Below are 20,091 nucleotides of genomic sequence, written 5' to 3'. Positions count from 1 at the left end.
ACCGCCGTAGGGCCTGGTCGTAGTGCCGCAGGGCTTCGCCGTACCGAGGCGATTCCCGCTCACGAGTCGTAGGTCTCGCTCACGCGGCCATGGCGAGCCGCTCGGCCGGCACCCGGTGGGGTGCGACGACGCGGCCGTCGGGCAGCAGCTCACCGCTGTCGTCGAACACGATCACGCCGTCGCAGAGCAGGCTCCAGCCCTGCTCGGGGTGTGCGGCCACCACATGGGGGGCTCGGCCGTGGGAGGAAGGGCACGAAGGCTGGTGGGAACACATGGCGCACCTCCACATCGGACGGACGAGCCGTGTGGTTCGCCCATATGGGTAGACCATGCTCCCGTCTCGAACGCATCGGAACGGCCGGTCGTAAACCGTGACAACACGCGGACAACACTCTGACCGATCCACGAAGGTCGGGGCGGACTCGCCACCGAAGGGGTGACGGTCACGGCCATGGGCGCACCCGCCAGGTACCAGTGGAACGCCCCATTCCGATTATCCGGGAGGTCATCCCATGCCCCTGCGCCCCGCCCTCGCCACCGCCGCCGGTGCCGTCCTGCTCCTGCTGGTCGCCGCCCCGTCGGCCCCCGCCGACTCCGCGGCCCCCGCCGACCCCAAGGAGACCGTGACCATCGACGACACGGGCCGTATCGCCGCGGACGGCACCGTCACCCTGTCCGGCACCTACCGCTGCGTCGACGCCTCAGGGCCCGCGTTCGTGAGCTCCACCATCGGCCAGCGGTCCTCCGACCTCCGGTACGGCATCGGCGGCACCCTCGCCGTGTGCGACGGCAAGCTGCACAGCTGGAAGAACACCGGCAAGCCCCAGACGGGCACGTCCTCGGGCCCCCTCAAGGCAGGCAAGGCGTACGTCGAGGCCACCATCGTCGAACTCCACCCCGTGGGCGGACTGCCGCTGCCCCGCTTCCACGCCCTGCAGGACAAGCAGGACATCATGCTGACCAAGAGCTGACCAAGAGCTGACCAAGAGCCGACCAAGAGCCGATCCCGACGTCCCTGCGGGGCTCGTACCGGCAGGGACACGGCGGGGTGCCGACTTGGCACCGCCGTACCGGTTGCACCGATACGGGAGCCACGGCAACCCTTTCGCTGCCGGCCCCGTCAGGCAGCCGTTCCCAGCGCTGCCAGGCCCACGTCCCCGTCCTTGGTCGGCAGGGGCACCGGTGCCGGCGTCCGGCGGGCCCGCCGGACGAGGCCCGCGCCGATCGCGCCGGCGATGATCAGTCCGCCTGCCACCAGGGCTCCGCGTGCCCCCGCGAATTCCATGAGCAGGCCCAGCGCCGGCGGGCCGCCGAGGCCCCAGACCGTGCCGATGCTGCTCCACACGCCGAGCACACGTCCGCGCAGGTGGGCGGGCGGGTCGGTCTGCAGTACGGCGGTCCCGGCGGTGTCGGAGACGGACTCCACGACGGCCATCGGCAGCACCAGGATCAGCAGAACCGCCAGCGACGGCGACAGCCCCGCCGCCACCTGCAGCAGGCCGCCCGCGGCCGCCAGCGTGCCCACGAGCCGCACGGAGGGCCGACGCAGCCTGGCGCCGAGCACGGCGCCCAGGATGCCGCCGACGGCAAGGACCGTGGAGACGGTGCCGAAGGAGCCCGCGCCGCCCGCGAGCGGCCCGGTGACGAGGACGGCCAGGGTCAGGCCGTAATTGCGGCCGAAGACCGAGCTGATCCCGGTGACGGCGGCGAGCGCGACCAGACGGGGCCGGCGTGCGAAGAAGAGCAGGCCCTGGCGCATGGTCATGTCGGGCTCCGGCTTCCCGCTCCCGGCCCGGGGAGCGGCACGCACCTGGGCGGCGTGGCGTACCGCGCCGGGTGCCGGGCGCAGAAAGGGAATGACCGCGGTCACGAAGAGGAACGACAGGCCGTTCGCGGCGTACGCGGCGGCTGTGCCGAGGAAGCCGACCGTCACCCCGGCCAGGGCGGTGCCCACGAGCCGTCCCGCGTTGTGCACCAGCGCACCGACGCCTATGGCGGAGGGGACGTCGTCCACGGGGACGAGGTCGTTGCCCAGCAGGGCGCACGCCGGGCCGTCGACGGTGGCGATCATGCCCGTCACGGCGGCCAGCACCATCAGGGACGTCATGTCGAGCCGGTCCAGCGCCACCAGCACGGCCGTGGTGAAGGCGACCGCGCCCAGCAGCGCCTGGCTGACGGCGGCCGTCAGCTTGAGGGGCCAGCGGTCCACGGCCGTGCCGCCCAGCAGGCTCATGAACAGGGCGGGAGCGGCCTGGACCGACATCGAGAGTCCCGTCGCCGCCGCGGAGCCGGTGATCTGGAGGACCAGCAGGTTCTGGACCGTGAGCTGCATCCAGGTGCCGGCGTTCGACAGAAAGTTGGCGACGGACCACCAACGCATGCTGCGGTACCTCAGCGACCGCCAGGGCGCGCGGGACGCGCCCGTGGACGGGGCGGAGGCGGATTTCGGGGCAGGCGAGGGCAGGGCAGGGGGAGAAGACACAGTGCGGTACCCGGAACCAGAGAGTCAGAGGAGGACGGGGGAACCGGAGTCACCGGCTGCGCTGCGCGGAGGTTCCACCGAGTCGGTCACGGCGCGGACCATCGTGACAGACAGGACCCCCCGAGCGACGGCGCCTGCCCTGTCGCGCCGCCGCCCGGGGGGTCAACTGTCGCGGGAAATGCCCTATTTCGTGGTCGAGTGTGCTTGCTCACAGCCCTCGGGCGGGCCGGACCGTACGGCCGTCCGCCGGGGGGTGGTCAGTCCTTCTTGCCGCGGCCGCTCAGCGCGTCGCGCATGCGGTCCACCAGGCCGGCTCCGGGTGCCAGGAGCTTGTTGGCCGGCGGCTTGTCCGGTGCGGACGGGTGCGGGCGGGTCGGGGCCATCTTCTTCGCCATGCGCACCTTGTCGCCCAGGTCGTCCAGCGCCTGCGGGGGACACGCCGCGCGCAGCTTGGGGAAGAGGTTCTGCTCCTCGTCGGCGATGTGCGAGCGGACCTCACTCATCAGCATCCCGATGAGCCGGTCGAACTCCGGGTCACCGGCGTCGCACCCCTCCAGGTCCTTCATGATCCGCTCGGCCTTGGAGTGATCGTCGATCTCCTTGTCGGCGATGGTGTCCCCGCCCGCCACGTGCTCCCGCACGGCCGGGTAGAGATACTCCTCCTCGGCGACCGAGTGCCGCACCAGCTCCATCGTGACCTGCTCGGCATACACCTTGCGGTCCTTCTCACCGGTCGGCAGCCCCTCGATGCGACCGAAGAGCTCCTCGACCTCGCGGTGATCGGTCACCAGCTCGTCGATGACGTTCCCGCCATGACCCATGTCCTCCACCTCCAGCCTGGACAACGGCGGGCCGGGCGGACCCGCCGCGGCTCCGAGTGCCCGCAGTCGGCGGGCTCACACGGGAGTCGCGCATGGCTGCGAACCGTCGCATAGTGGAGTCGGAATCAGCGTGTGGAAAGCAACTGGCACGGGAACCCCGTGTCACTGCCTCGCCGAAAGAGGGCGACCCACGGGGGCGGTCCTGCCGCTCAGTGCCACCGCGACCTGATCCTTCAATTCGCAACAGCTCCGAAAGCTCGCCGAAGCTTTCCGCGACTGTCCCCATATCCCCCCTGGCGCGCGCCGAACGGCGCGGTGGGGCGTCCCGACCGCTGATGCGTCGTCGTGCGGACGAAGGAACTTCCATGACCAAACTTTCGCCATGTACATGGCACCGTGCCCTGGTGACGGGCGGTGCCGGCTTCCTCGGAAGTCATCTGTGCGAGCGGCTGCTGGATTCGGAAGTCGAAGTCGACTGCGCCGACAACCTGTGCTCCGGATCACGCGAGAACGTCGCGCACCTCGCGGAGCGCCGCGGGTTCCGGTTCGTCGAGTGCGATGTCTCCGCACCCGACGCCGCCGAGCGGCTGCCGGGGCCGTACGACCTGGTCCTGCACTTCGCGTGCCCCGCCTCCCCCGCCGACTACCTCCGGCTGCCGCTGGAGACGCTCGACGTCGGCAGCCTGGGCACGCGCAACATGCTGGCCGTGGCGGAGCGCGACCGCGCGCGTTTCCTGCTCGCCTCGACTTCCGAGGTGTACGGCGACCCCCTGCGGCATCCGCAGCGCGAGGACTACTGGGGCAACGTCAACCCGGTGGGGCCGCGCAGCGTGTACGACGAGTCCAAACGGTTCGCCGAGGCACTGGTCACCGCACATGTACGGACGCGGGAGGCGAACGCGGGCATCGTGCGCCTGTTCAACACGTACGGGCCGCGCATGCGCCCGCACGACGGGCGTGCCGTCCCCACGTTCGTCAGTCAGGCACTGGCCGGCGAACCGCTGACGGTGGCGGGGGACGGCCGGCAGACGCGCTCTCTGTGCTACGTCGACGACACGGTCGACGGCGTCCTGCTCGTGGCCGCGAGCCACTCGGTGCGCCCCGTCAACATCGGCGGCACCGACGAGGTCACGGTCGGCGAGATCGCCCACCGCGTGGTCGAACTGACCGGCTCCTCCTCCACGATCGTGTACGTCGACCGCCCCACCGACGATCCGCAGCGCCGCCGCCCCGATACGGGCCTGGCCCGTGAACTGCTCGGCTGGACGCCCCGCGTGCCCTGGGAGGAAGGCATCAAGCAGACCATCGCCTACTTCGCCACGGCACAGCCGGCACCCCAGCCCGCCCCGCAGGCGTGAACGCCGTACTCCGCACCCCCGTACGCCGCACGGAGGCATCGCATGCGTGTCCTGGGAATCAACGCCCTCTTCCACGACCCCGCCGCCGCCCTCGTCATGGACGGCAGGATCGTGGCGGCGGCGGAGGAGGAACGCTTCAGCCGGCGCAAGCACGGCAAGCGCCCCCTTCCCTTCTCCGCCTGGGAGCTGCCCGAACTGTCCGCCCGATGGTGCCTGGAACGGGCCGGCCTGACCCCGTCCGACCTGGACGCGGTCGCCTACTCCTACGACCCCGAACTCGCCTGCTCGGCAGAGCAGTTGGGCCTGAATGACCCCTGGGACCACCTGCGCCAGGAATACGCCCGCCGCGCCCCCGAGTTCCTCGCCGAGACGCTGCCGGGACTCGACCCGGACAAGGTCCGCTTCGTCGCCCACCACGTCGCGCACGCCGCCTCCGCCGGACAGGCCGCCCCGTACCCCGACAGCGCCGTGCTGGTGCTGGACGGCCGCGGCGAATGCGGCTCCCACCTCGCCGGCCGCTACGCGAACCGTGAACTCACCGTCCTGGGCTCGCAGTCGCTGCCCGACTCGATGGGCCTGTTCTACGAGGACCTCACCCAGCACCTCGGATTCCTGCGCAGCAGCGACGAGTTCAAGGTGATGGCGCTGGCCTCCTACGGCAAGCCCCGCTTCCTCGACCAACTGCGCGCGTACGTCCACCTGGACGGTCACGGCGGATTCCGGGCCCGCCCCGTCCCCTGGGCCTCGCTGGTCCCGCCGCGTCCGAAGGGCGGCGCATGGACGCAGGACCACGCCGACATCGCCGCCAGCGCGCAGGCCTGTCTGGAGGAGGTCCTGCTGGGGCTCGCGCGGTGGCTGCACGACCGTACCGGTGAGGACGTGCTGACGCTCGCGGGCGGCGTCGCCCTCAACTGCGTGGCCAACACCCGGCTTTACCGCGAGACACCCTTCCGCCGCGTCTGGGTGCAGCCCGCCGCCGGGGACGCGGGCACCGCCCTCGGGGCCGCGCTGCACGTCGCCCACCAGAAGGAGGCCGTCGAGGCCATGCCGACCGCCGCCCTCGGCCGCGGCTGGAACGACGACGAACTGCGCGCCTGGCTGGAGCGCGCGGCCGTGCCCTACGAAGAACCCGACGACATCGCCGAGACCGTCGCCGCCGAACTCGCCGAGGACGGCATCGTGGCCTGGTTCCAGGGCCGCAGCGAGTACGGGCCCCGCGCACTCGGCCACCGCTCGCTGCTCGCCCATCCCGGCCGCCCGCAGAACCTGGAGCGTCTCAACGCCGTGAAAGGCCGCGAGGAGTTCCGCCCTGTTGCGCCCATGGTCCTGGCCGAGCGGGCCGCGGAACTCTTCGACGGACCGCTGCCCAGCCCCTACATGCTGTTTGTGCACGACGTCGCCGAGGAGTGGCGCGACCGCATCCCGGCCGTCGTCCACGTGGACGGCACGGCCCGCATCCAGACCGTGGACCGCCAGGACGAGCCCCTCGTCGCGCGCATGATCGAAGGATTCGAGCGCCTCACCGGACTGCCCGTCGTCGTCAACACCAGCCTCAACACCGCCGGGCGGCCCATGGTCGACGATCCACGGGACGCCCTGGAGTGCTTCGGCTCCGCGCCCGTGGACCTGCTCGCCCTCGGCCCCTTCGCGATCCGGCGGAGGAAGGTGTTCGCATGACGGACGCCGCTGCCTACTGCGTCGTCATCCCGACGATCGGCCGTCCCTGCCTCGCCGACTGCCTGCGCGAACTCGCCGCGGCCACCCAGGATCACCCGCCCGAGCAGGTCGTCGTCGTGGACGACCGCCCCGAGCCACCCGGCGCGCTGCCGCTGGACGCGGCCGGCGCACTGCACGGACGGCTCCGCACCCTGCACACCGCGGGACGGGGCCCGGCGGCCGCCCGAAACGCCGGCTGGCGCACGGTCCGTACGCCCTGGACCGTCTTCCTCGACGACGACGTCCAGGTCCTGCCCGACTGGTCCCGCCGCCTCGCGGACGACCTCGGCGCGGCCGGTCCGGACACGGGAGGCATCCAGGGGCGCCTGCGCGTACCGCTGCCCGAGGACCGCCGGCCCACCGACTGGGAGCGGGGCACGGCGGGGTTGGAGCAAGCGGCCTGGGCGACGGCGGACATGGCCTACCGGACCGCGGCACTGGCGGCCGTCGACGGCTTCGACGAGCGGTTCCCCCGCGCGTTCCGGGAGGACGCCGACCTGGCCCTGCGGGTGCTGGGCGCCGGCTGGACGCTGCGGCGGGGCCGCCGTGTGACCCGGCATCCGGTGCGCCCCGCCGATCGCTGGGTGTCGCTGCGGGCACAGCGCGGCAACGCGGACGACGTGCTGATGACCCGGCTGCACGGCCGCGACTGGTGGTCCCGGGCCGAGGCGCCCCGCGGACGGCTTCCCCGGCACGCGGCGGTGACCGCGGCCGCGCTCGCCGCCTGCGTCTGCGCGGCGGCCGGCCGGGGGCGCACCGCCGCCGTCGCCGGTGCCGTATGGGCGCTGGGCACGGCCGAGTTCGCCCTGGCCCGCATCCGGCCGGGACCACGAACCCGGGACGAGATCGTCACCATGGCGGCCACGAGCGCGGTCATCCCACCGCTCGCGGTCGGGCACTGGCTGGGCGGCCTGATACGCCACCGCAGGGCCGAGCCGCTCGGCGTCCCGCAAGGCCTCACCGCGGCACGTGCGGGGACACGGCGCACCGCCGCCCCGCGCACCGCACCCTCGGGGAGCGCACCGTGAACCGCCCCGCCCCGCGCCCCGCGCTCCACGAACCCTCCGGGGACGCCGCCTCCTACCGCGGCCCGGCCCCCGTTGCCGCCGTCCTCTTCGACCGGGACGGCACCCTCGTCGAGGACGTCCCGTACAACGGGGACCCCGAGCTGGTGCGGCCGATGCCCGGAGCGCGGGAGGCGCTGGAACTGCTGCGAGCCCAGGGCGTTGCCACCGGCGTGGTCAGCAACCAGTCCGGCATCGGCCGCGGGCTGCTCACGCACGCCGACGTCCGCCGCGTCAACGACCGGGCCGACGACCTGCTCGGCGGGCTCGGCACCTGGCTGTACTGCCCGCACATCCCCGACGCCGGCTGCGACTGCCGCAAACCCCGGCCGGGACTCGTCGTCGAGGCGGCCCGCCGCCTGGGCGTCACGCCCCGGGACTGCGTGGTGATCGGCGACATCGCCGCCGACGTCCGAGCCGCGCACGCCGCGGGCGCCCGGGGTGTACTCGTCCCCAACGCGGCGACGCTGCCAGAGGAGGTCCGGCGGGCCCCGGACACCGCCCGCGACCTGCTCACGGCGGTCCGCCGGCTCCTCGCCCAGGCACCCGGGACCGGGGGAGGTGGCCGGTCGTGAAGGCGCTGGTCGTGCGGCTCGACAGCTTCGGCGACGTGCTGCTCGCCGGTCCCGCGATACGCGCGGTGGCGGCGCACTGCTCCCGGGTGACACTCCTGTGCGGCCCCCGCGGCGAACCCGCGGCCCGGCTGCTGCCCTGCGTGGACGACGTGATGGTGTGGGAGGCGCCGTGGGAGGGGTTCGACCCGCCCACCGTCCAGGAGGCGGACGTCGACGGACTGGTACGGCGGCTGGCGGCGAAGGCCTTCGACACCGCGCTCGTCCTGACCTCGTTCCACCAAAGCCCCCTGCCCACCGCCCTGTTGCTGCGCCTCGCCGGCGTCGGGCGGATCGGGGCCGACAGCGTCGACCACCCCGGCCGCCTGCTCGACGTACGGCATCGGCGGCTCCCCGGCCGGCACGAGGCCGAGGCCGTCCTGGACACCGCCGCCGCCATGGGTTTCCTGCCGCATCCGGGGGACGACGGCCGACTGCGGGTCCTGCCGCCGCCCGACACCATCGCACTCACCGGCAACGGCCCCTACGTCGTGGTGCACCCCGGCGCCAGCGCGCCCGCACGGGCCTGGAGCCCCGAACGCTGCGCCGAGGCCGTGAGCCTGCTCGCCGATGCCGGCCACCGCGTCGTCGTCACCGGAGGCCCCGACGAGAGGGGTCTCACCCGGCAGGTCAGCGGCGGCACGGCGGTGGACCTGGGCGGCCGGACCGCCCCGGCCACCCTGGCCGGGGTGCTGCGCCTGGCCGACGTCGTGGTGAGCGGAAACACCGGCCCCGCCCACCTGTCGGCGGCCGTCGGCACCCCCGTGGTCTCGCTGTTCGCGCCGGTGGTCCCGGCCGGGCGGTGGGCGCCGTACGGCGTGCCGAGCGTGATTCTCGGCGACCAGCGGGCACCGTGCGCCGGCAGCAGGGCCCGCGTATGTCCCGTGCCCGGCCATCCGTGCCTGGAGGAGGTCACGGGCCAGGACGTGGTGCGCGCGGTGCAGAAACTGCTCAAGGAGAGCGCATGAACATCCTGGTCTGGCATGTGCACGGCTCGTGGCTCACCACGTTGGTGCAGGGCCCGTACACCTTCCTCGTCCCCGTCACCCCCGACCGGGGCCCGGACGGTCTGGGACGGGCCAGAACATGGCAATGGCCGTCCACGGTAAGGGAGTTGAGCCCGGCCGAGCTGCGCGAGGCCGACATCGACCTGATGGTGCTGCAACGGCCGCACGAGCTGGAACTGGCCCGGGAGTGGACCGGCCGCCGCCCCGGCATCGACGTGCCCGCCGTGTACGTCGAGCACAACAGCCCGCACGAGACGGCCGTGGACACCCGCCACCCGCTGGCCGGCCGCTCCGACATCCCCGTCGTCCACGTCACCCACTTCAACCGTCTGATGTGGGACAACGGACGGGCACCGACCACCGTGATCGAGCACGGGATCATCGACCCCGGACAGCTGTGGACCGGCGAGGAACGACGCGCCGCGGTCGTCGTGAACGAGCCCGTGCGGCGCGGCCGCACCACGGGCACCGACCTGTTGCCGTACTTCGCCCGTACGGTGCCGCTGGATGTCTTCGGCATGCGCACGGAAGGGCTCGCCGACCACCTCGGACTGACCCCCGACCGCTGCCGCTGCCGGGACCTCCCGCAGAGCGCACTGCATCCGCGGATGGCCCGCTGCCGCCTCTACGTCCACCCCGTCCGATGGACGTCGCTCGGCCTGTCCCTGCTGGAGGCCATGTACCTGGGCATGCCCGTGGTGGCACTGGACACCACCGAGGTGCGCGAAGCCGTACCCGAGGGAGCCGGCGTCGTCTCCAACCGGCTGGAGGTACTTCAGGACGCCGTACGCGAATTCCTCACGGATCCCGTGCACGCCCGGCTGACAGGGGAGGCCGCCAGGGCTGCGGTACAGGCCCGCTATGGAGAGCGGCGCTTCCGGGACGACTGGGAACGCCTGATCAAGGAGGTCACCCGATGAGCCCCACCTACCTGCCGTCCGGACGCGTCGCCATGGTCTCCGAGCACGCCGGCCCCCTGGCCGCGCTCGGCGGACCCGACGCGGGGGGCCAGAACGTCTACGTCGCGCAGCTCGCCCGGCAACTCGCCCGCCGCGGCCACGAGGTCGTCGTGTACACGCGTCGGGACAGCCACCGGCTGCCGGACCGGATCACCACTCCCGACGGATTCACGGTCGTCCACGTGCCCGCCGGACCTCCGACGCCGGTTCCCAAGGACGAACTGCTCCCTCACATACCGGAGTTCGGCCGATGGCTGGCCCGGGAGTGGGAGCAGTGGACGCCCGACGTCGTGCACGCCCACTTCTGGATGTCCGGCATGGCGGCGCTGGACGGCGCCCGCGCCCTGGGCGTGCCCGTCGTGCAGACCTACCACGCGCTCGGCACCGTGAAGAAGCGGCACCAGGGCGCCGCCGACACCAGTCCGCCCGACCGCATCGCGATCGAGCGAGCCGTGGGCCAGGAGTGCGGCCGGATCATCGCCACCTGCCGGGACGAGGTACGCGAACTCGAGGCCATGGGCCTGTCCCGCAGCACCATCTCCGTCGTCCCCTGCGGGGTGGACCCCCGCCGGTTCAGCCAGGTCCGCGGCGCCCGACGGGAGCCGTACGCGCCCCGGCGGCTGGTGAGCGTCGGCCGGCTCGTGCCCCGCAAGGGCTTCGACCGCGCGATCCGTGCCCTGGGCGGCGTACCCGACGCCGAACTCCTCATCGCCGGCGGACCCGAACCCGCCCTCCTCTTCGCCGAACCGGAGGCCGAGCGGCTGCGGGCGGTCGCGGCCGAGTGCGGGGTGGCCGACCGGGTGAGGCTGCTCGGCGGGGTGAGCCGCGAGCAGATGCCCGAGCTCCTGTCCAGCGCCGACCTCGTGCTGTCCCTGCCCCGTTACGAGCCGTTCGGCATCGTGCCGGTCGAGGCCATGGCCTGCGGCACCCCCGTGATCGCCACCGCCGTCGGCGGCCAGCTCGACACCGTCCTGGACGGCGTCACCGGTGTCCTGGTCCCGCCCGAGGAGGACCACGACATCAGCGGCACCATCCGCGAGCTGCTCGACCACCCGACCCTGCTCGCCCGCTACGGCACCCTCGGACGCCGGCGCGTGCTCGCCCACTACACCTGGGACACCGTGGCCGCCGGTGTGTCCCGGGTCTACGGCGCCGTCTCCTCCGTCCCCGCGCTCTCGGGAGTCGTCCGATGAAACTCGCCGCCGACACCACGCACTGCGACCAGCTGATGAAGGCACTGGAAGGCTTTCGCGCCTACGTCCCCCTGGTCGAGCACTGGGGCGCCGGCCTCGCCGCGCGACTGGGCGACGGGGCCAGACTGCTCGCCGCCGGCAACGGAGGCAGCGCCGCACAGGCCCAGCACCTGACGGCCGAACTGGTCGGCCGCTACCGGGACGACCGCCCGCCGTTCTCCGCGCTCGCGCTGCACGCCGATACGTCCTCCACCACGGCCATCGCCAACGACTACGGCGTACAGGAGATCTTCGCCCGGCAGGTCGCCGCGCACGGCCGGGCCGGCGACGTCCTGATCCTGCTGTCCACCAGCGGCGCCAGCGCCAACCTGCGCGTCGCGGCCACCGAGGCCCGCCGTCTGGGCATGACGGTGTGGGCACTGACCGGCCCGGCGCCCAACCCCCTGGCGGTCGCCGCCGACGAGGCCCTGTGCGTGGACGCGGCCGTCGCCGCCACGGTTCAGGAACTGCACCTGGTCGCCGTCCACATGCTCTGTGAGTCCTTCGACCGGGCCGTCGGCGCCGTCGGTGCCGATGGACAGTACAACGGCACGGCCGGGCGGCAGAGTTCAGTGCAACGATGTGCGGTCGTCGCGGGGGAGGAGAGCCCATGAGCGGCCCGGCCCCGCTGCTCGTCGTCGGGGACGCGCTGCTCGACCACGACCTGTCCGGCCGGGCCGAGCGGCTGGCCCCCGACGCCCCCGTACCGGTCGTGAGCGGCGCCCGGCGCACCACCCGGCCGGGCGGCGCCGCGCTCGCGGCCTGCCTCGCCGCCGACGACGGCCGACCCGTCACCCTCGTCACCGCCCTGGGGGACGACCCGGCCAGCACATCCCTGCGCCGCCTCCTGGCCGGCCGGGTCGACCTGGTCCCGCTGCCCCTGACCGGCGCGCTGTCCAGCAAGACCCGGGTGCTGGCCGGGGGACGGTCGCTGCTGCGCCTGGACGACGGCGACGGCCGGGCCCGCCGGGCCACCGACGAGGCGTGCCGGGCGATCGCCCAGGCCCACGCCGTACTCGTCGCCGACTACGGGCGCGGCACCGCCGACGTGCTGCGTGACGCGCTGGCCGACGCGGTCAGGCGGGTGCCCGTCGTCTGGGACCCGCATCCGCGCGGCCAACAGCCCCTGCCCGACGTTCGGTTGGTCACCCCGTCGGCCACCGAGGCACGCGGCTTTGCGGGCGCCCTGGGCATCGAGGAACCGAAGGACGGCGGCGCCCTGCACACCGCGGCCCGCGATGCCGGGGCGCTGGTCGGGGCGTGGCGGGCGGCCGCCGTGGCGGTGACCCTGGGCGGGAGCGGGGCGCTGCTGTCGCACGGGGAGACACCGCTGCTGGTGCCCTCGCCGGTCTCGGCCGACGGCGATGCCTGCGGCGCCGGCGACCGGTTCGCGGCAACCGCCGCCGGGCTCCTCGCGGACGGCGAGCTCACCGAGACCGCCGTAAGGGGAGCCGTGCACGCCGCGACCCGGTACGTCGCCGAGGGGGGTGTCGGGTCGCTCGCCGTGATCACCAGGGACAGTGCCGATGCCACGGACGCCACGGATGCCGCCGAGGCCGCCAATGTGGGGGACACCGCAGCGCACGCCACGACGCCCCAGGGCCCGCCCGCCACACCCGAGCGCACCTCCACGGACGACGCGTTGCGCACGGCAGCCCGGGTGCGGGCCGCGGGCGGGACCGTGGTCGCCGCCGGCGGTTGCTTCGACCTGCTGCACGCCGGTCACGTCGCGTTGCTCCAGGCCGCCCGCGGCACCGGGGACTGCCTGGTGGTGTGCGTCAACTCGGACGCCTCGGTGCGCCGACGCAAGGGGGACGGCCGCCCCCTCGTCCCGCTGGCGGACCGGGTCCGCGTACTGCGCGCCCTGGAGTGCGTCGACGCGGTCGCCGTGTTCGACGAGGACACCCCGGAGCGGCTGCTCGGCGAGTTGCGCCCGCACATCTGGGCCAAGGGCGGCGACTACGCCCGCGTCGAACTGCCGGAGGCGGAGCTCGTGGCGAGCTGGGGCGGCCAGGTCGTCCTGCTGCCCTACCTCGACGGCCGCTCCACCACCGGCCTCGCCGAGCGCGCGGCGCTGGCCCCACGGGCGGTGGCCGCGTCCCCGGCGGCGCCGGACGGACGGAGGTGACGGTGACCGCCCCACCGCACCGGCCCCGCCTGCTGGTGCTGCGCGCGCTGGGGCTCGGCGACCTGCTCGCCGCCGTCCCCGCCCTGCGTGGCATCCGCCGGGCCTTCCCCCGGCACCACATCGTCCTCGCGCTGCCGCCGTCGCTCACCGAGGCCGCCCTGGCCACCGGCACCGTCGACGCCGTCCTCCCGGCCGAGGCGCCGAACCGTGCCGTGCCGTCCCTGACCCACTGGCCGGGGGCGCCCCCGGACCTGGCCATCGACCTGCACGGCAACGGACCCGAGAGCCGCGACGCGCTGGCCGCCCTCGGCCCCCGCCGACTGCTGGCCCACGCCGACCCGGAACCCGGCCTCGTCCGGCCTCCCGTATGGCGACCGGACGCGCACGAGCGCGAGCGCTGGTGCGACTTCCTCCGGGCCTACGGCATCCGCGCGGACCCTGCCGAGGTACGGCTGCCGCCACCGGCCACGGCGTCCCCCGCGCCGGGAGCCGTGGTCGTCCATCCTGGCGCGGAGGCCGCCTCCCGCCGCTGGCCGGCCGAGCGCTACGCCATCGTGGCGCGGACGCTGCGCACCGCCGGTCACCGGGTCGTGCTCACCGCAGGACCGAAGGAGGACGCCCTGGCCGCGGACGTCGCCACCCGCTCGGCCCTGCCCGCGCGGGACGTGTTGCGGGGCGGCCTGCCGTTCGACCGGCTGTCGGCGCTCGTCGCCCGCGCCGCACTCGTCGTCAGCGGCGACACCGGCCTGGCCCATCTCGCGGTGGCCCACGGCACCCCGTCCGTGACGCTCTTCGGGCCGGTCTCCCCCCACCTGTGGGGCCCGCCCCCGTGCGAGTGCCATGTGGCCCTGTGGAAACCCGGCCCGCCCGGCGATCCGCACGGCGACCTCCCCGATCCGCAACTGCTGCGGATCGAAGCGGGTGAGGTCGTCGCGGCAGCACTGACCCTGCTGCGACGGGGGCGCCCGCCGAGCCCTGCGCGGGGTACTGAGGCGGGTTGCCGGCGCCGTCGCGTGGCCGATGAGCAATCGGCGCGGACGTGGGAGCGCTGCTCGGCTGCGGGTACTCGGCGGCTGCACGGCGGTGAACGGCACCGCCCCACTCCACGGAGGGACGTTCCCATGACTCAGCATGTCCGCGACGTCATGACGGCCGACCCGATGACCGTCGAGCCGCAGACCTCGGTCCAGGCGGTGGCCCGGATGATGCGCGACGAGAACATCGGTGCCGTGCTGGTCACCGAGGGCGAGCGGCTGCGCGGGCTGGTCAGCGACCGTGACCTGGTGGTACGCGCGGTGGCCGAGGGCGGCGACCCGGACCGTACGACCGTGGCCCAGGCGTGCAGCGAGGACCTCGTCACCGTCGGGCCCGACGACGACCTGGTCGTCGCGGTGCAGGTGATGCGCGAGCACTCCGTCCGACGCGTACCGGTCGTCGACCAGGAAAGTCACCCGGTGGGCATCGTCTCCATCGGCGACCTGGCCATCGAGCGCGATCCCGACTCGGCGCTCGGCGACATCAGCGCCGCGCGCCCCAACCAGTGAAGGAAGGGCCACCTCTGGCAGAGCTTCCGCACAGGTGAGGACAAGGACACGACCGTACGACTCCGGAGGGTGCGCCATGACCAGTCCTGATCCCGAGCCGTCACGAACTCCAGGACTCGAACCCGGCAGCGGGGTGCCACCCGGTGAGACCCCACCCGCCGAGGCAGGTGGCACGGCCGGCATCTCCCATCCGCAGCCCGAACTGCGCAAGGGCTGGGGCGCGATGCCGCTCGTCCTCATCATGCTGGTGGTGGCCCTGGTGGCGATCGGACTGATCGCCATGGTGGTGGCTCTGATCGCTTAGCCTCAGCGGCCGGCCACCACGAGCACGAGAGCTGGGCCGGGCATCCGGTCCGGCTCCACCGGTGCCCGCGCCTCGCTCAGCGCGGGCACGGAAGCGGACGCGGCAGCCCTCACTGCCGCTGACTGAAGGGCCCGGTCATGAACTGCTACGAATGCGTACAGCTGGATCGCACGGTCGCCGCGGTTGCCGTCTGCACCGTCTGCGGCGCGGGAGTATGCGCTGACCATGTCCACACCGAGCGCAAGCAACTGCGCGAGCCCGCCAGCCCGGGCAAGGTGATCCATGAACAGCCGGCCCGCCAGATGACCTGCCCGGTATGCCGGCATGCGGAGGAGTCCGTGTGAGGACGTCGGCATCTTCAGGTTCGGGCGCGCGGAGCTTCGAGTGAGCCCGAGCTTCGAGTGAGCCCGATGAAGCCCGCCACCCGGCCTGAGTGTCCGAGCCCTACGAGGACATCGCAGCGCGATCGGACTCGCTGCGCAGGACACAGAATTCATTGCCTTCAGGATCCGCGAGGACGGCCCAGCCCGCGCCATCGGGCTCCCGGCGATCAGTGACCAGGGTGGCTCCGAGATTGAGCAGCCGCTCGATCTCCGCCTCGCGCGAGGTCGTCGGGCGCAGACACAAGTGGATCCGGTTCTTGACCGTCTTCGGTTCCGGCACCTGGTTGAAGTACAGCAGCGGGCCCTCCGGAAGCATCACCTGAGTCTCCCGGTCGCCCGGCCTGTCCTGCGGATGCAGCGGAGCCCCGGTCACGTCACTCCAGAACCGAGCCAGCTCGTAGGCATCCGAACAGTCGATCGCTACGTTCTGCACCACCGAAATCATGCGGGTGAGCATGCCTGAGCACCGCTCGGTCCGCTACCAGACCAGAAGAGCCGCCGGAGGTGCACAGTCCCCACCACGCCTCCCGGCACCGAAAGGCATGCGTGGTGGTCACATCGGGATCTCGAAGTGCACCGTCGCCACCCCCGGTCCGTGTTCACCTGTGGTGCGGGCGTCGAACACCTCCTTGGACAGGCTCCGCCAGAAGGCTTCGGAGCCCTCGATGTTGACGTTGGTGTGGAGGTAGATGCATTCGTAGCCGGGTGTGGTCGCGATGAAGTCGCAGGCTGTGTTGACCAGGGTGCGGGCGAGCCCTCGGCGTCGGTGTTCGGGCCGTACGTACACGCGCACGAGCTGGGCGGTGGTTTCCTGCGGGTAGCGCTCGGCCAGCCAGTGCGGGTGCGGCGGGTGGGCGGGGCCGCCCGATCGCACGCCGGTCGTGGCCACGACCTCACCGTCATGGACGGCGACGAGCAGCAGGTGCCGGGGGTCGTCCAGGTACGTGGCGTTGATGTCCACCGTGTCGCTGTGCCACTGGGGTACGTATCCGTATCCGAATTCCTTGTAGAAGGTGTCGAGCATGACGCGGCGTGCGCCGTCGACGTCGGCCGGTGTCGCGGGGCGCACGGTGTATCCGGGGGGTGCGGTATGGCTCACCGGAGGCTCCTCCTGTCTCGCCTACGCCGCGCGCGGCAGTGTCGGCGGCGGGACCCGGGGCAGAAGCTGCCCGGGCCCCGCCATGCTATCTAGATGAAAACGCTTTTCAAAAACGCTCGCGCACATCATGGTGCGGCAGACAGTGGGTACGCGCGGGCGTACTGGCCCGGTAGGGCGGCCAAGACTCGGGACGAGGTCAGCGTCGCGCTCACCGCCGTCACCCTGGCGACGCTTCGGTGAGAACCGACAACGCTGCCTTGCAGCGCCTCGCTGATCGCCGGGCCGATGGTGTGCGGGATCAGCGCACCCGCCGTTCCTCCAGAGGTGCGGCCCGCAGCCGTGCGGCGGTGTCGCTCGGCAGGTGGGGGGTGTGTCCTACGAGTCGGGCGGAGTTGCCGACGACGGCGATGCTGCTGGTGTTGTGCAGCAGAGCGGCCAGGACGGGGTTCATGGAGCCGCCGGCGCTCGCGATGAGGCCGGCGAGGTTCACGCCGATGGAGAGGGTGTAGTTCTGGCGTACGACGCGCAAGGTGTGGCGGCTGAGTTCCACGACGGCGGCGACATTGCGCAGGTCGTTTCCGGCCAGGGCGATGTCGGCGGTTTCCAGGGCGACGTGGGAGGAGTGGGCGCCCATGACGATGCCGACGTCCGCGAGGGCCAGGGCCGGTGCGTCGTTGGTGCCGTCGCCGACCATCGCCACGCTGTGGCCCTCGGCCTGGAGGTCGCGGATCAGCTGGAGTTTGGCCTCGGGCAGGGCGTGGGCGTGGACCTCGGTGATGCCGAGGGTGTCTGCGACGGCCTGGGCGGTCTCGGGTGCGTCGCCGGTGAGCAGCACGATGCGGGTGACCCCGAGGTCGGTGAGCTGGCGGACGACGGTGTCGGCTCCGCCGCGTACGGCGTCGGACAGGCCGAGCATGCCGATGAGCTTGTCGTCGTGGGCGAGGCAGATGACGGTCTCGCCGGCGGCGCGCAGTCGGCTCGTCCATTCCCGGGCGACGTCGGAGAGTTCCAGTCCGTGGCGGCGCAGCAGTGCGGGGCTGCCCACCAGCAGGCGGCTGCCGTCGAGTTCGGCGCGTACGCCCATGCCGAGGACGACCTCGCAGGCTTGGTGGATCGGGATGTGCAGGTGCTGTTCCTCGGTGCGCCGGACGATGGCTTCGGCGAGGGGGTGCCGTGCGTGCAGTTCGCCGGAGGCCGCGAGGCTCAGCACCTCGTCGGCGGTGACCGTCTCGTCGAGCGTGACCACGCTGGTGACCAGGGGGCGGCCGAGGGTGAGAGTGCCGGTCTTGTCGAAGACCACGGCGGTGACGCGACCGATTCCTTCCAGGTGGGTGCCGCCCTTGATGAGGGTGCCGCGGCGGGCGCCGTTGCCGATGGCCGCGCTGATCGCGGTCGGGGTGGCCAGGCCCGCGGCACAGGGGCAGGCGATCAGCAGCATCGTCATCGCGCGTCGGGCGTCCCGGGTCAGGACGTACGTGACTCCGGCGAGGGCGAACGAGACGGGGACGAAGCGGCGGGTGAAGGCGGTGGCGACGGTCTGGATCGGGGCGCGGTCGGCCTGCGCCTCCTCGACCCGGGTGATGATCCGCCCGACGACGGTGTCCTGTCCGACCGAGGTGGCCCGTACGGTCAGGGAGCCGTTGGAGACAAGGGTGCCCGCGTACACCTCGCTGCCGGGCTGCACGTACACCGGGAGTGCCTCGCCGGTGATCGCCGCCTGGTCCACCAGCGCCTCGCCGGACTCGGCCGTGCCGTCAACGGGGATGCGGTGGTGCTCGTAGACCGCGACCACGTCCCCGGCCCTGACCTCCGCGAGGTCGACCTCGACCTCCACGCCGTCGCGGACCAGCCAGACCCGCTCCTCGCCGATGGAGAGCAGTTCCTCGATGGCGCGCCGGGTCCGCCGCAGGGTGATGGCCTGCAGGAACTCACCGATGTTGAGCAGCCACAGCACCATCAGCGCGACGACGTTCTCGCGCAGGACGAGTGAGATCACGGTCGCAGTCGTCACCAGTAGATCGGTGCCCGCGTGGCGTCTGCCGCCGAGGGTGCGTGCGGCGCCGCGGAAGAACGGCAGCCCGGTGAAGACCGTGACCGCGCCGAGGAAACCGGCCGAGCCCGACGGGGTCCACGGGGCCCGGCCGAGCAGCCGCCGTATCCCCACCAGCGCGAGCACCGCACCGCCGACCACGAGCCGCGCGACCTCCCCCGTGGAGGAGTCGGGCACGGACCGGCTGGCCCTGGCGGGCACCCCTGGTGGCGGTGCCTCCTCAAGGGCGGCGACCAGCCGGCCCACGTCGACCAGGTCGGGCTGCACCCAGACGATCACGGCGCCGGTGCGCGGGAAGATGCGCAGCGCCCGGAAACCCGGCAGATCCGTGAACCGCTCATCGACGATCCCGGCACATCCCGGCCGAGCCCGCAGCCAGGGAACCAAGAGCCGTACACGCCCCGCGGCGGCGGACCGCACCACCACCCCGGCGCCGGGGACGGGAGCAGGACTGGCGGAGGCGCCGGAATCGGGCAGGGGAAGGTCGCCGGGTGCGGGCGTGCCGGACATGGCGATCGCCTCTCAGTGCTCGTGGTCGTGGGCGTGCCCCTCGACACCGACCGCCGAGGGCGGCGGCGCCTCCTCGCCCATCTGCTCCCTTGCCTCCGCCAGCAGGTCTCCTGCCTTCAGCCGGGCCTCCTCGGCGGCCTCCCCGAGCCGCCTCCCCGTCGTGATGCCGCCGGCGATGCCGCTGACCAGAAGGCGGCGTGCCGCGGGTTTCACCTTGGGCGCGGCCTTGGCGGCTCCGCGCAGCACCAGCACGCCGGCAGTTCCGGAGAGGGCGTAGTGCGTGATGCGGCCCACGGCCGCACCTGCGAAAGCGGCGGGATGCATCATGGCCTCCTTCCGCGGGGCGGATTTCTCCGTCTTCGGCGCGGTAAGTCCATTCTCGTCCTGTGGCAGATGTTGCGCACCAGCCGTACCGAACGCCCGAGCGGCGGAGGGTTAATTTCTCGGCAATGATTGTCATATGGAACGGCTAGAAGACGGTCTTGACATCCGTTTCCACCTAGCGTGGCGGTGAAGCCGGGACAGGTTCGAGCTCGGCGGACAACTCACCTTGTTGCGGAGGGATCCTCCATGCGTGCGTCCTCGTCCGGGCGGCCGGCCCCGTTGATAGCCGTCGTCTCCTTGGCCTTCCTGGCGGGTTGCGGCGGCGCGTCGGATTCCGGCAGCGGCACCGGCGCCGCGCAGAGCCCCGCCTCCTCGTCCGCGATCCCGGTGGTGGCCTCGACGAACGTCTACGGGGACCTCGCCGAGCAGATCGGTGCCGGGAAGGTGGAGGTCACCTCGATCATCAGCGACCCCGACCAGGACCCGCACTCCTACGAGG

Annotated in this window: 21 protein-coding genes and 1 pseudogene; 15 read left to right on the top strand and 7 right to left on the bottom strand. The window is 72.9% G+C overall.

Annotated elements, in window-relative coordinates:
- Positions 1-79: 79 nt before the first annotated feature.
- The gene (locus ACTMVF_RS29175) at positions 80-274 is read right to left on the bottom strand and encodes a DUF5999 family protein (RefSeq protein WP_441274084.1); all 195 of its coding nucleotides are present in this window, start codon (positions 272-274) and stop codon (positions 80-82) included.
- 238 nt (positions 275-512) lie between these two features.
- Between ACTMVF_RS29175 and ACTMVF_RS29170 the strand changes: the two genes are divergently transcribed.
- Positions 513-971, top strand: coding sequence for a DUF6299 family protein (locus ACTMVF_RS29170; RefSeq protein WP_441274083.1), 459 nt, complete (start codon positions 513-515; stop codon positions 969-971).
- Between the two features lie 149 nt (positions 972-1,120).
- Here the strand turns inward: ACTMVF_RS29170 and ACTMVF_RS29165 are convergent, their stop codons facing one another.
- Positions 1,121-2,380 (bottom strand): MFS transporter, encoded by a 1,260-nt coding sequence (locus tag ACTMVF_RS29165; protein WP_441274082.1) that lies wholly within the window; start codon positions 2,378-2,380, stop codon positions 1,121-1,123.
- Positions 2,381-2,739: 359 nt separating this feature from the next.
- Positions 2,740-3,303, bottom strand: a complete 564-nt coding sequence (locus ACTMVF_RS29160; RefSeq protein ID WP_441274081.1) for a hemerythrin domain-containing protein — start codon at positions 3,301-3,303, stop codon at positions 2,740-2,742.
- Positions 3,304-3,668: 365 nt separating this feature from the next.
- Here ACTMVF_RS29160 and ACTMVF_RS29155 point away from each other — a divergent pair, with 365 nt between their 5' ends.
- The 13 genes and pseudogenes from ACTMVF_RS29155 (at position 3,669) to ACTMVF_RS29095 (ending at position 15,570) form a co-directional block, all read left to right on the top strand.
- Positions 3,669-4,661 (top strand): NAD-dependent epimerase/dehydratase family protein, encoded by a 993-nt coding sequence (locus ACTMVF_RS29155; RefSeq protein ID WP_441274080.1) that lies wholly within the window; start codon positions 3,669-3,671, stop codon positions 4,659-4,661.
- A 42-nt stretch (positions 4,662-4,703) separates the two neighbouring features.
- Positions 4,704-6,338 (top strand): carbamoyltransferase family protein, encoded by a 1,635-nt coding sequence (locus ACTMVF_RS29150; protein WP_441274079.1) that lies wholly within the window; start codon positions 4,704-4,706, stop codon positions 6,336-6,338.
- Positions 6,335-7,405, top strand: coding sequence for a glycosyltransferase family 2 protein (locus ACTMVF_RS29145; protein WP_441274078.1), 1,071 nt, complete (start codon positions 6,335-6,337; stop codon positions 7,403-7,405). Before ACTMVF_RS29150 ends, ACTMVF_RS29145 begins: the two co-directional genes overlap by 4 nt.
- A complete protein-coding gene (locus ACTMVF_RS29140) occupies positions 7,402-8,016 on the top strand; it encodes a D-glycero-alpha-D-manno-heptose-1,7-bisphosphate 7-phosphatase (protein WP_441274077.1) in 615 nt (204 codons plus the stop codon). The genes ACTMVF_RS29145 and ACTMVF_RS29140 overlap by 4 nt, the downstream gene beginning before the upstream one ends.
- Entirely contained in the window at positions 8,013-9,020 is a 1,008-nt protein-coding gene (locus ACTMVF_RS29135; RefSeq protein WP_441274076.1) for a glycosyltransferase family 9 protein, read from the top strand. The genes ACTMVF_RS29140 and ACTMVF_RS29135 overlap by 4 nt, the downstream gene beginning before the upstream one ends.
- On the top strand, positions 9,017-9,979 hold the full coding sequence (locus ACTMVF_RS29130) for a glycosyltransferase (protein ID WP_441274075.1): 963 nt from the start codon (positions 9,017-9,019) through the stop codon (positions 9,977-9,979). The genes ACTMVF_RS29135 and ACTMVF_RS29130 overlap by 4 nt, the downstream gene beginning before the upstream one ends.
- The gene (locus ACTMVF_RS29125; RefSeq protein WP_441274074.1) at positions 9,976-11,211 is read left to right on the top strand and encodes a glycosyltransferase; all 1,236 of its coding nucleotides are present in this window, start codon (positions 9,976-9,978) and stop codon (positions 11,209-11,211) included. The genes ACTMVF_RS29130 and ACTMVF_RS29125 overlap by 4 nt, the downstream gene beginning before the upstream one ends.
- A complete protein-coding gene (locus ACTMVF_RS29120; protein ID WP_441274073.1) occupies positions 11,208-11,864 on the top strand; it encodes a D-sedoheptulose-7-phosphate isomerase in 657 nt (218 codons plus the stop codon). Before ACTMVF_RS29125 ends, ACTMVF_RS29120 begins: the two co-directional genes overlap by 4 nt.
- Positions 11,861-13,378: a D-glycero-beta-D-manno-heptose 1-phosphate adenylyltransferase gene (rfaE2, locus tag ACTMVF_RS29115; RefSeq protein WP_441274072.1), complete on the top strand. Its 1,518-nt coding sequence runs from the start codon at positions 11,861-11,863 to the stop codon at positions 13,376-13,378. Before ACTMVF_RS29120 ends, rfaE2 begins: the two co-directional genes overlap by 4 nt.
- A pseudogene (locus tag ACTMVF_RS29110) lies at positions 13,375-14,190 on the top strand (glycosyltransferase family 9 protein); the annotation flags it as partial. The gene rfaE2 and the pseudogene ACTMVF_RS29110, both read left to right, overlap by 4 nt.
- Positions 14,191-14,499: 309 nt before the next feature.
- A complete protein-coding gene (locus ACTMVF_RS29105) occupies positions 14,500-14,922 on the top strand; it encodes a CBS domain-containing protein (protein WP_441274258.1) in 423 nt (140 codons plus the stop codon).
- A gap of 76 nt (positions 14,923-14,998) precedes the next feature.
- Complete coding sequence (locus ACTMVF_RS29100) at positions 14,999-15,226, top strand: DUF6480 family protein (protein ID WP_441274071.1); 228 nt, start codon at positions 14,999-15,001, stop codon at positions 15,224-15,226.
- A 137-nt stretch (positions 15,227-15,363) separates the two neighbouring features.
- The gene (locus ACTMVF_RS29095) at positions 15,364-15,570 is read left to right on the top strand and encodes a DUF2180 family protein (RefSeq protein WP_441274070.1); all 207 of its coding nucleotides are present in this window, start codon (positions 15,364-15,366) and stop codon (positions 15,568-15,570) included.
- Positions 15,571-15,670: 100 nt separating this feature from the next.
- Here ACTMVF_RS29095 and ACTMVF_RS29090 read toward each other — a convergent pair whose 3' ends face one another.
- The 4 genes from ACTMVF_RS29090 to ACTMVF_RS29075 form a co-directional block, all read right to left on the bottom strand.
- Positions 15,671-16,054, bottom strand: coding sequence for a VOC family protein (locus ACTMVF_RS29090; protein WP_441274257.1), 384 nt, complete (start codon positions 16,052-16,054; stop codon positions 15,671-15,673).
- A 108-nt stretch (positions 16,055-16,162) separates the two neighbouring features.
- Positions 16,163-16,708, bottom strand: coding sequence for a GNAT family N-acetyltransferase (locus ACTMVF_RS29085; RefSeq protein ID WP_441274069.1), 546 nt, complete (start codon positions 16,706-16,708; stop codon positions 16,163-16,165).
- A 298-nt stretch (positions 16,709-17,006) separates the two neighbouring features.
- Positions 17,007-19,268, bottom strand: coding sequence for a heavy metal translocating P-type ATPase (locus tag ACTMVF_RS29080; protein WP_441274068.1), 2,262 nt, complete (start codon positions 19,266-19,268; stop codon positions 17,007-17,009).
- 12 nt (positions 19,269-19,280) lie between these two features.
- On the bottom strand, positions 19,281-19,595 hold the full coding sequence (locus ACTMVF_RS29075; RefSeq protein WP_441274067.1) for a DUF1490 family protein: 315 nt from the start codon (positions 19,593-19,595) through the stop codon (positions 19,281-19,283).
- 243 nt (positions 19,596-19,838) lie between these two features.
- On the opposite strand from ACTMVF_RS29075, the gene ACTMVF_RS29070 reads away from it, so the two are divergent.
- Positions 19,839-20,091, top strand: a 253-nt coding sequence (locus tag ACTMVF_RS29070) for a metal ABC transporter solute-binding protein, Zn/Mn family (protein WP_441274066.1), incomplete at its 3' end; no start/stop codon positions are given.

It is taken from the genome of Streptomyces sp. SD31 (genome assembly GCF_052068475.1).
Taxonomy (GTDB): domain Bacteria; phylum Actinomycetota; class Actinomycetes; order Streptomycetales; family Streptomycetaceae; genus Streptomyces.
Note: the sequence above shows the minus strand (reverse complement) of the source record. Positions and strands in the feature narration are given on the sequence as shown.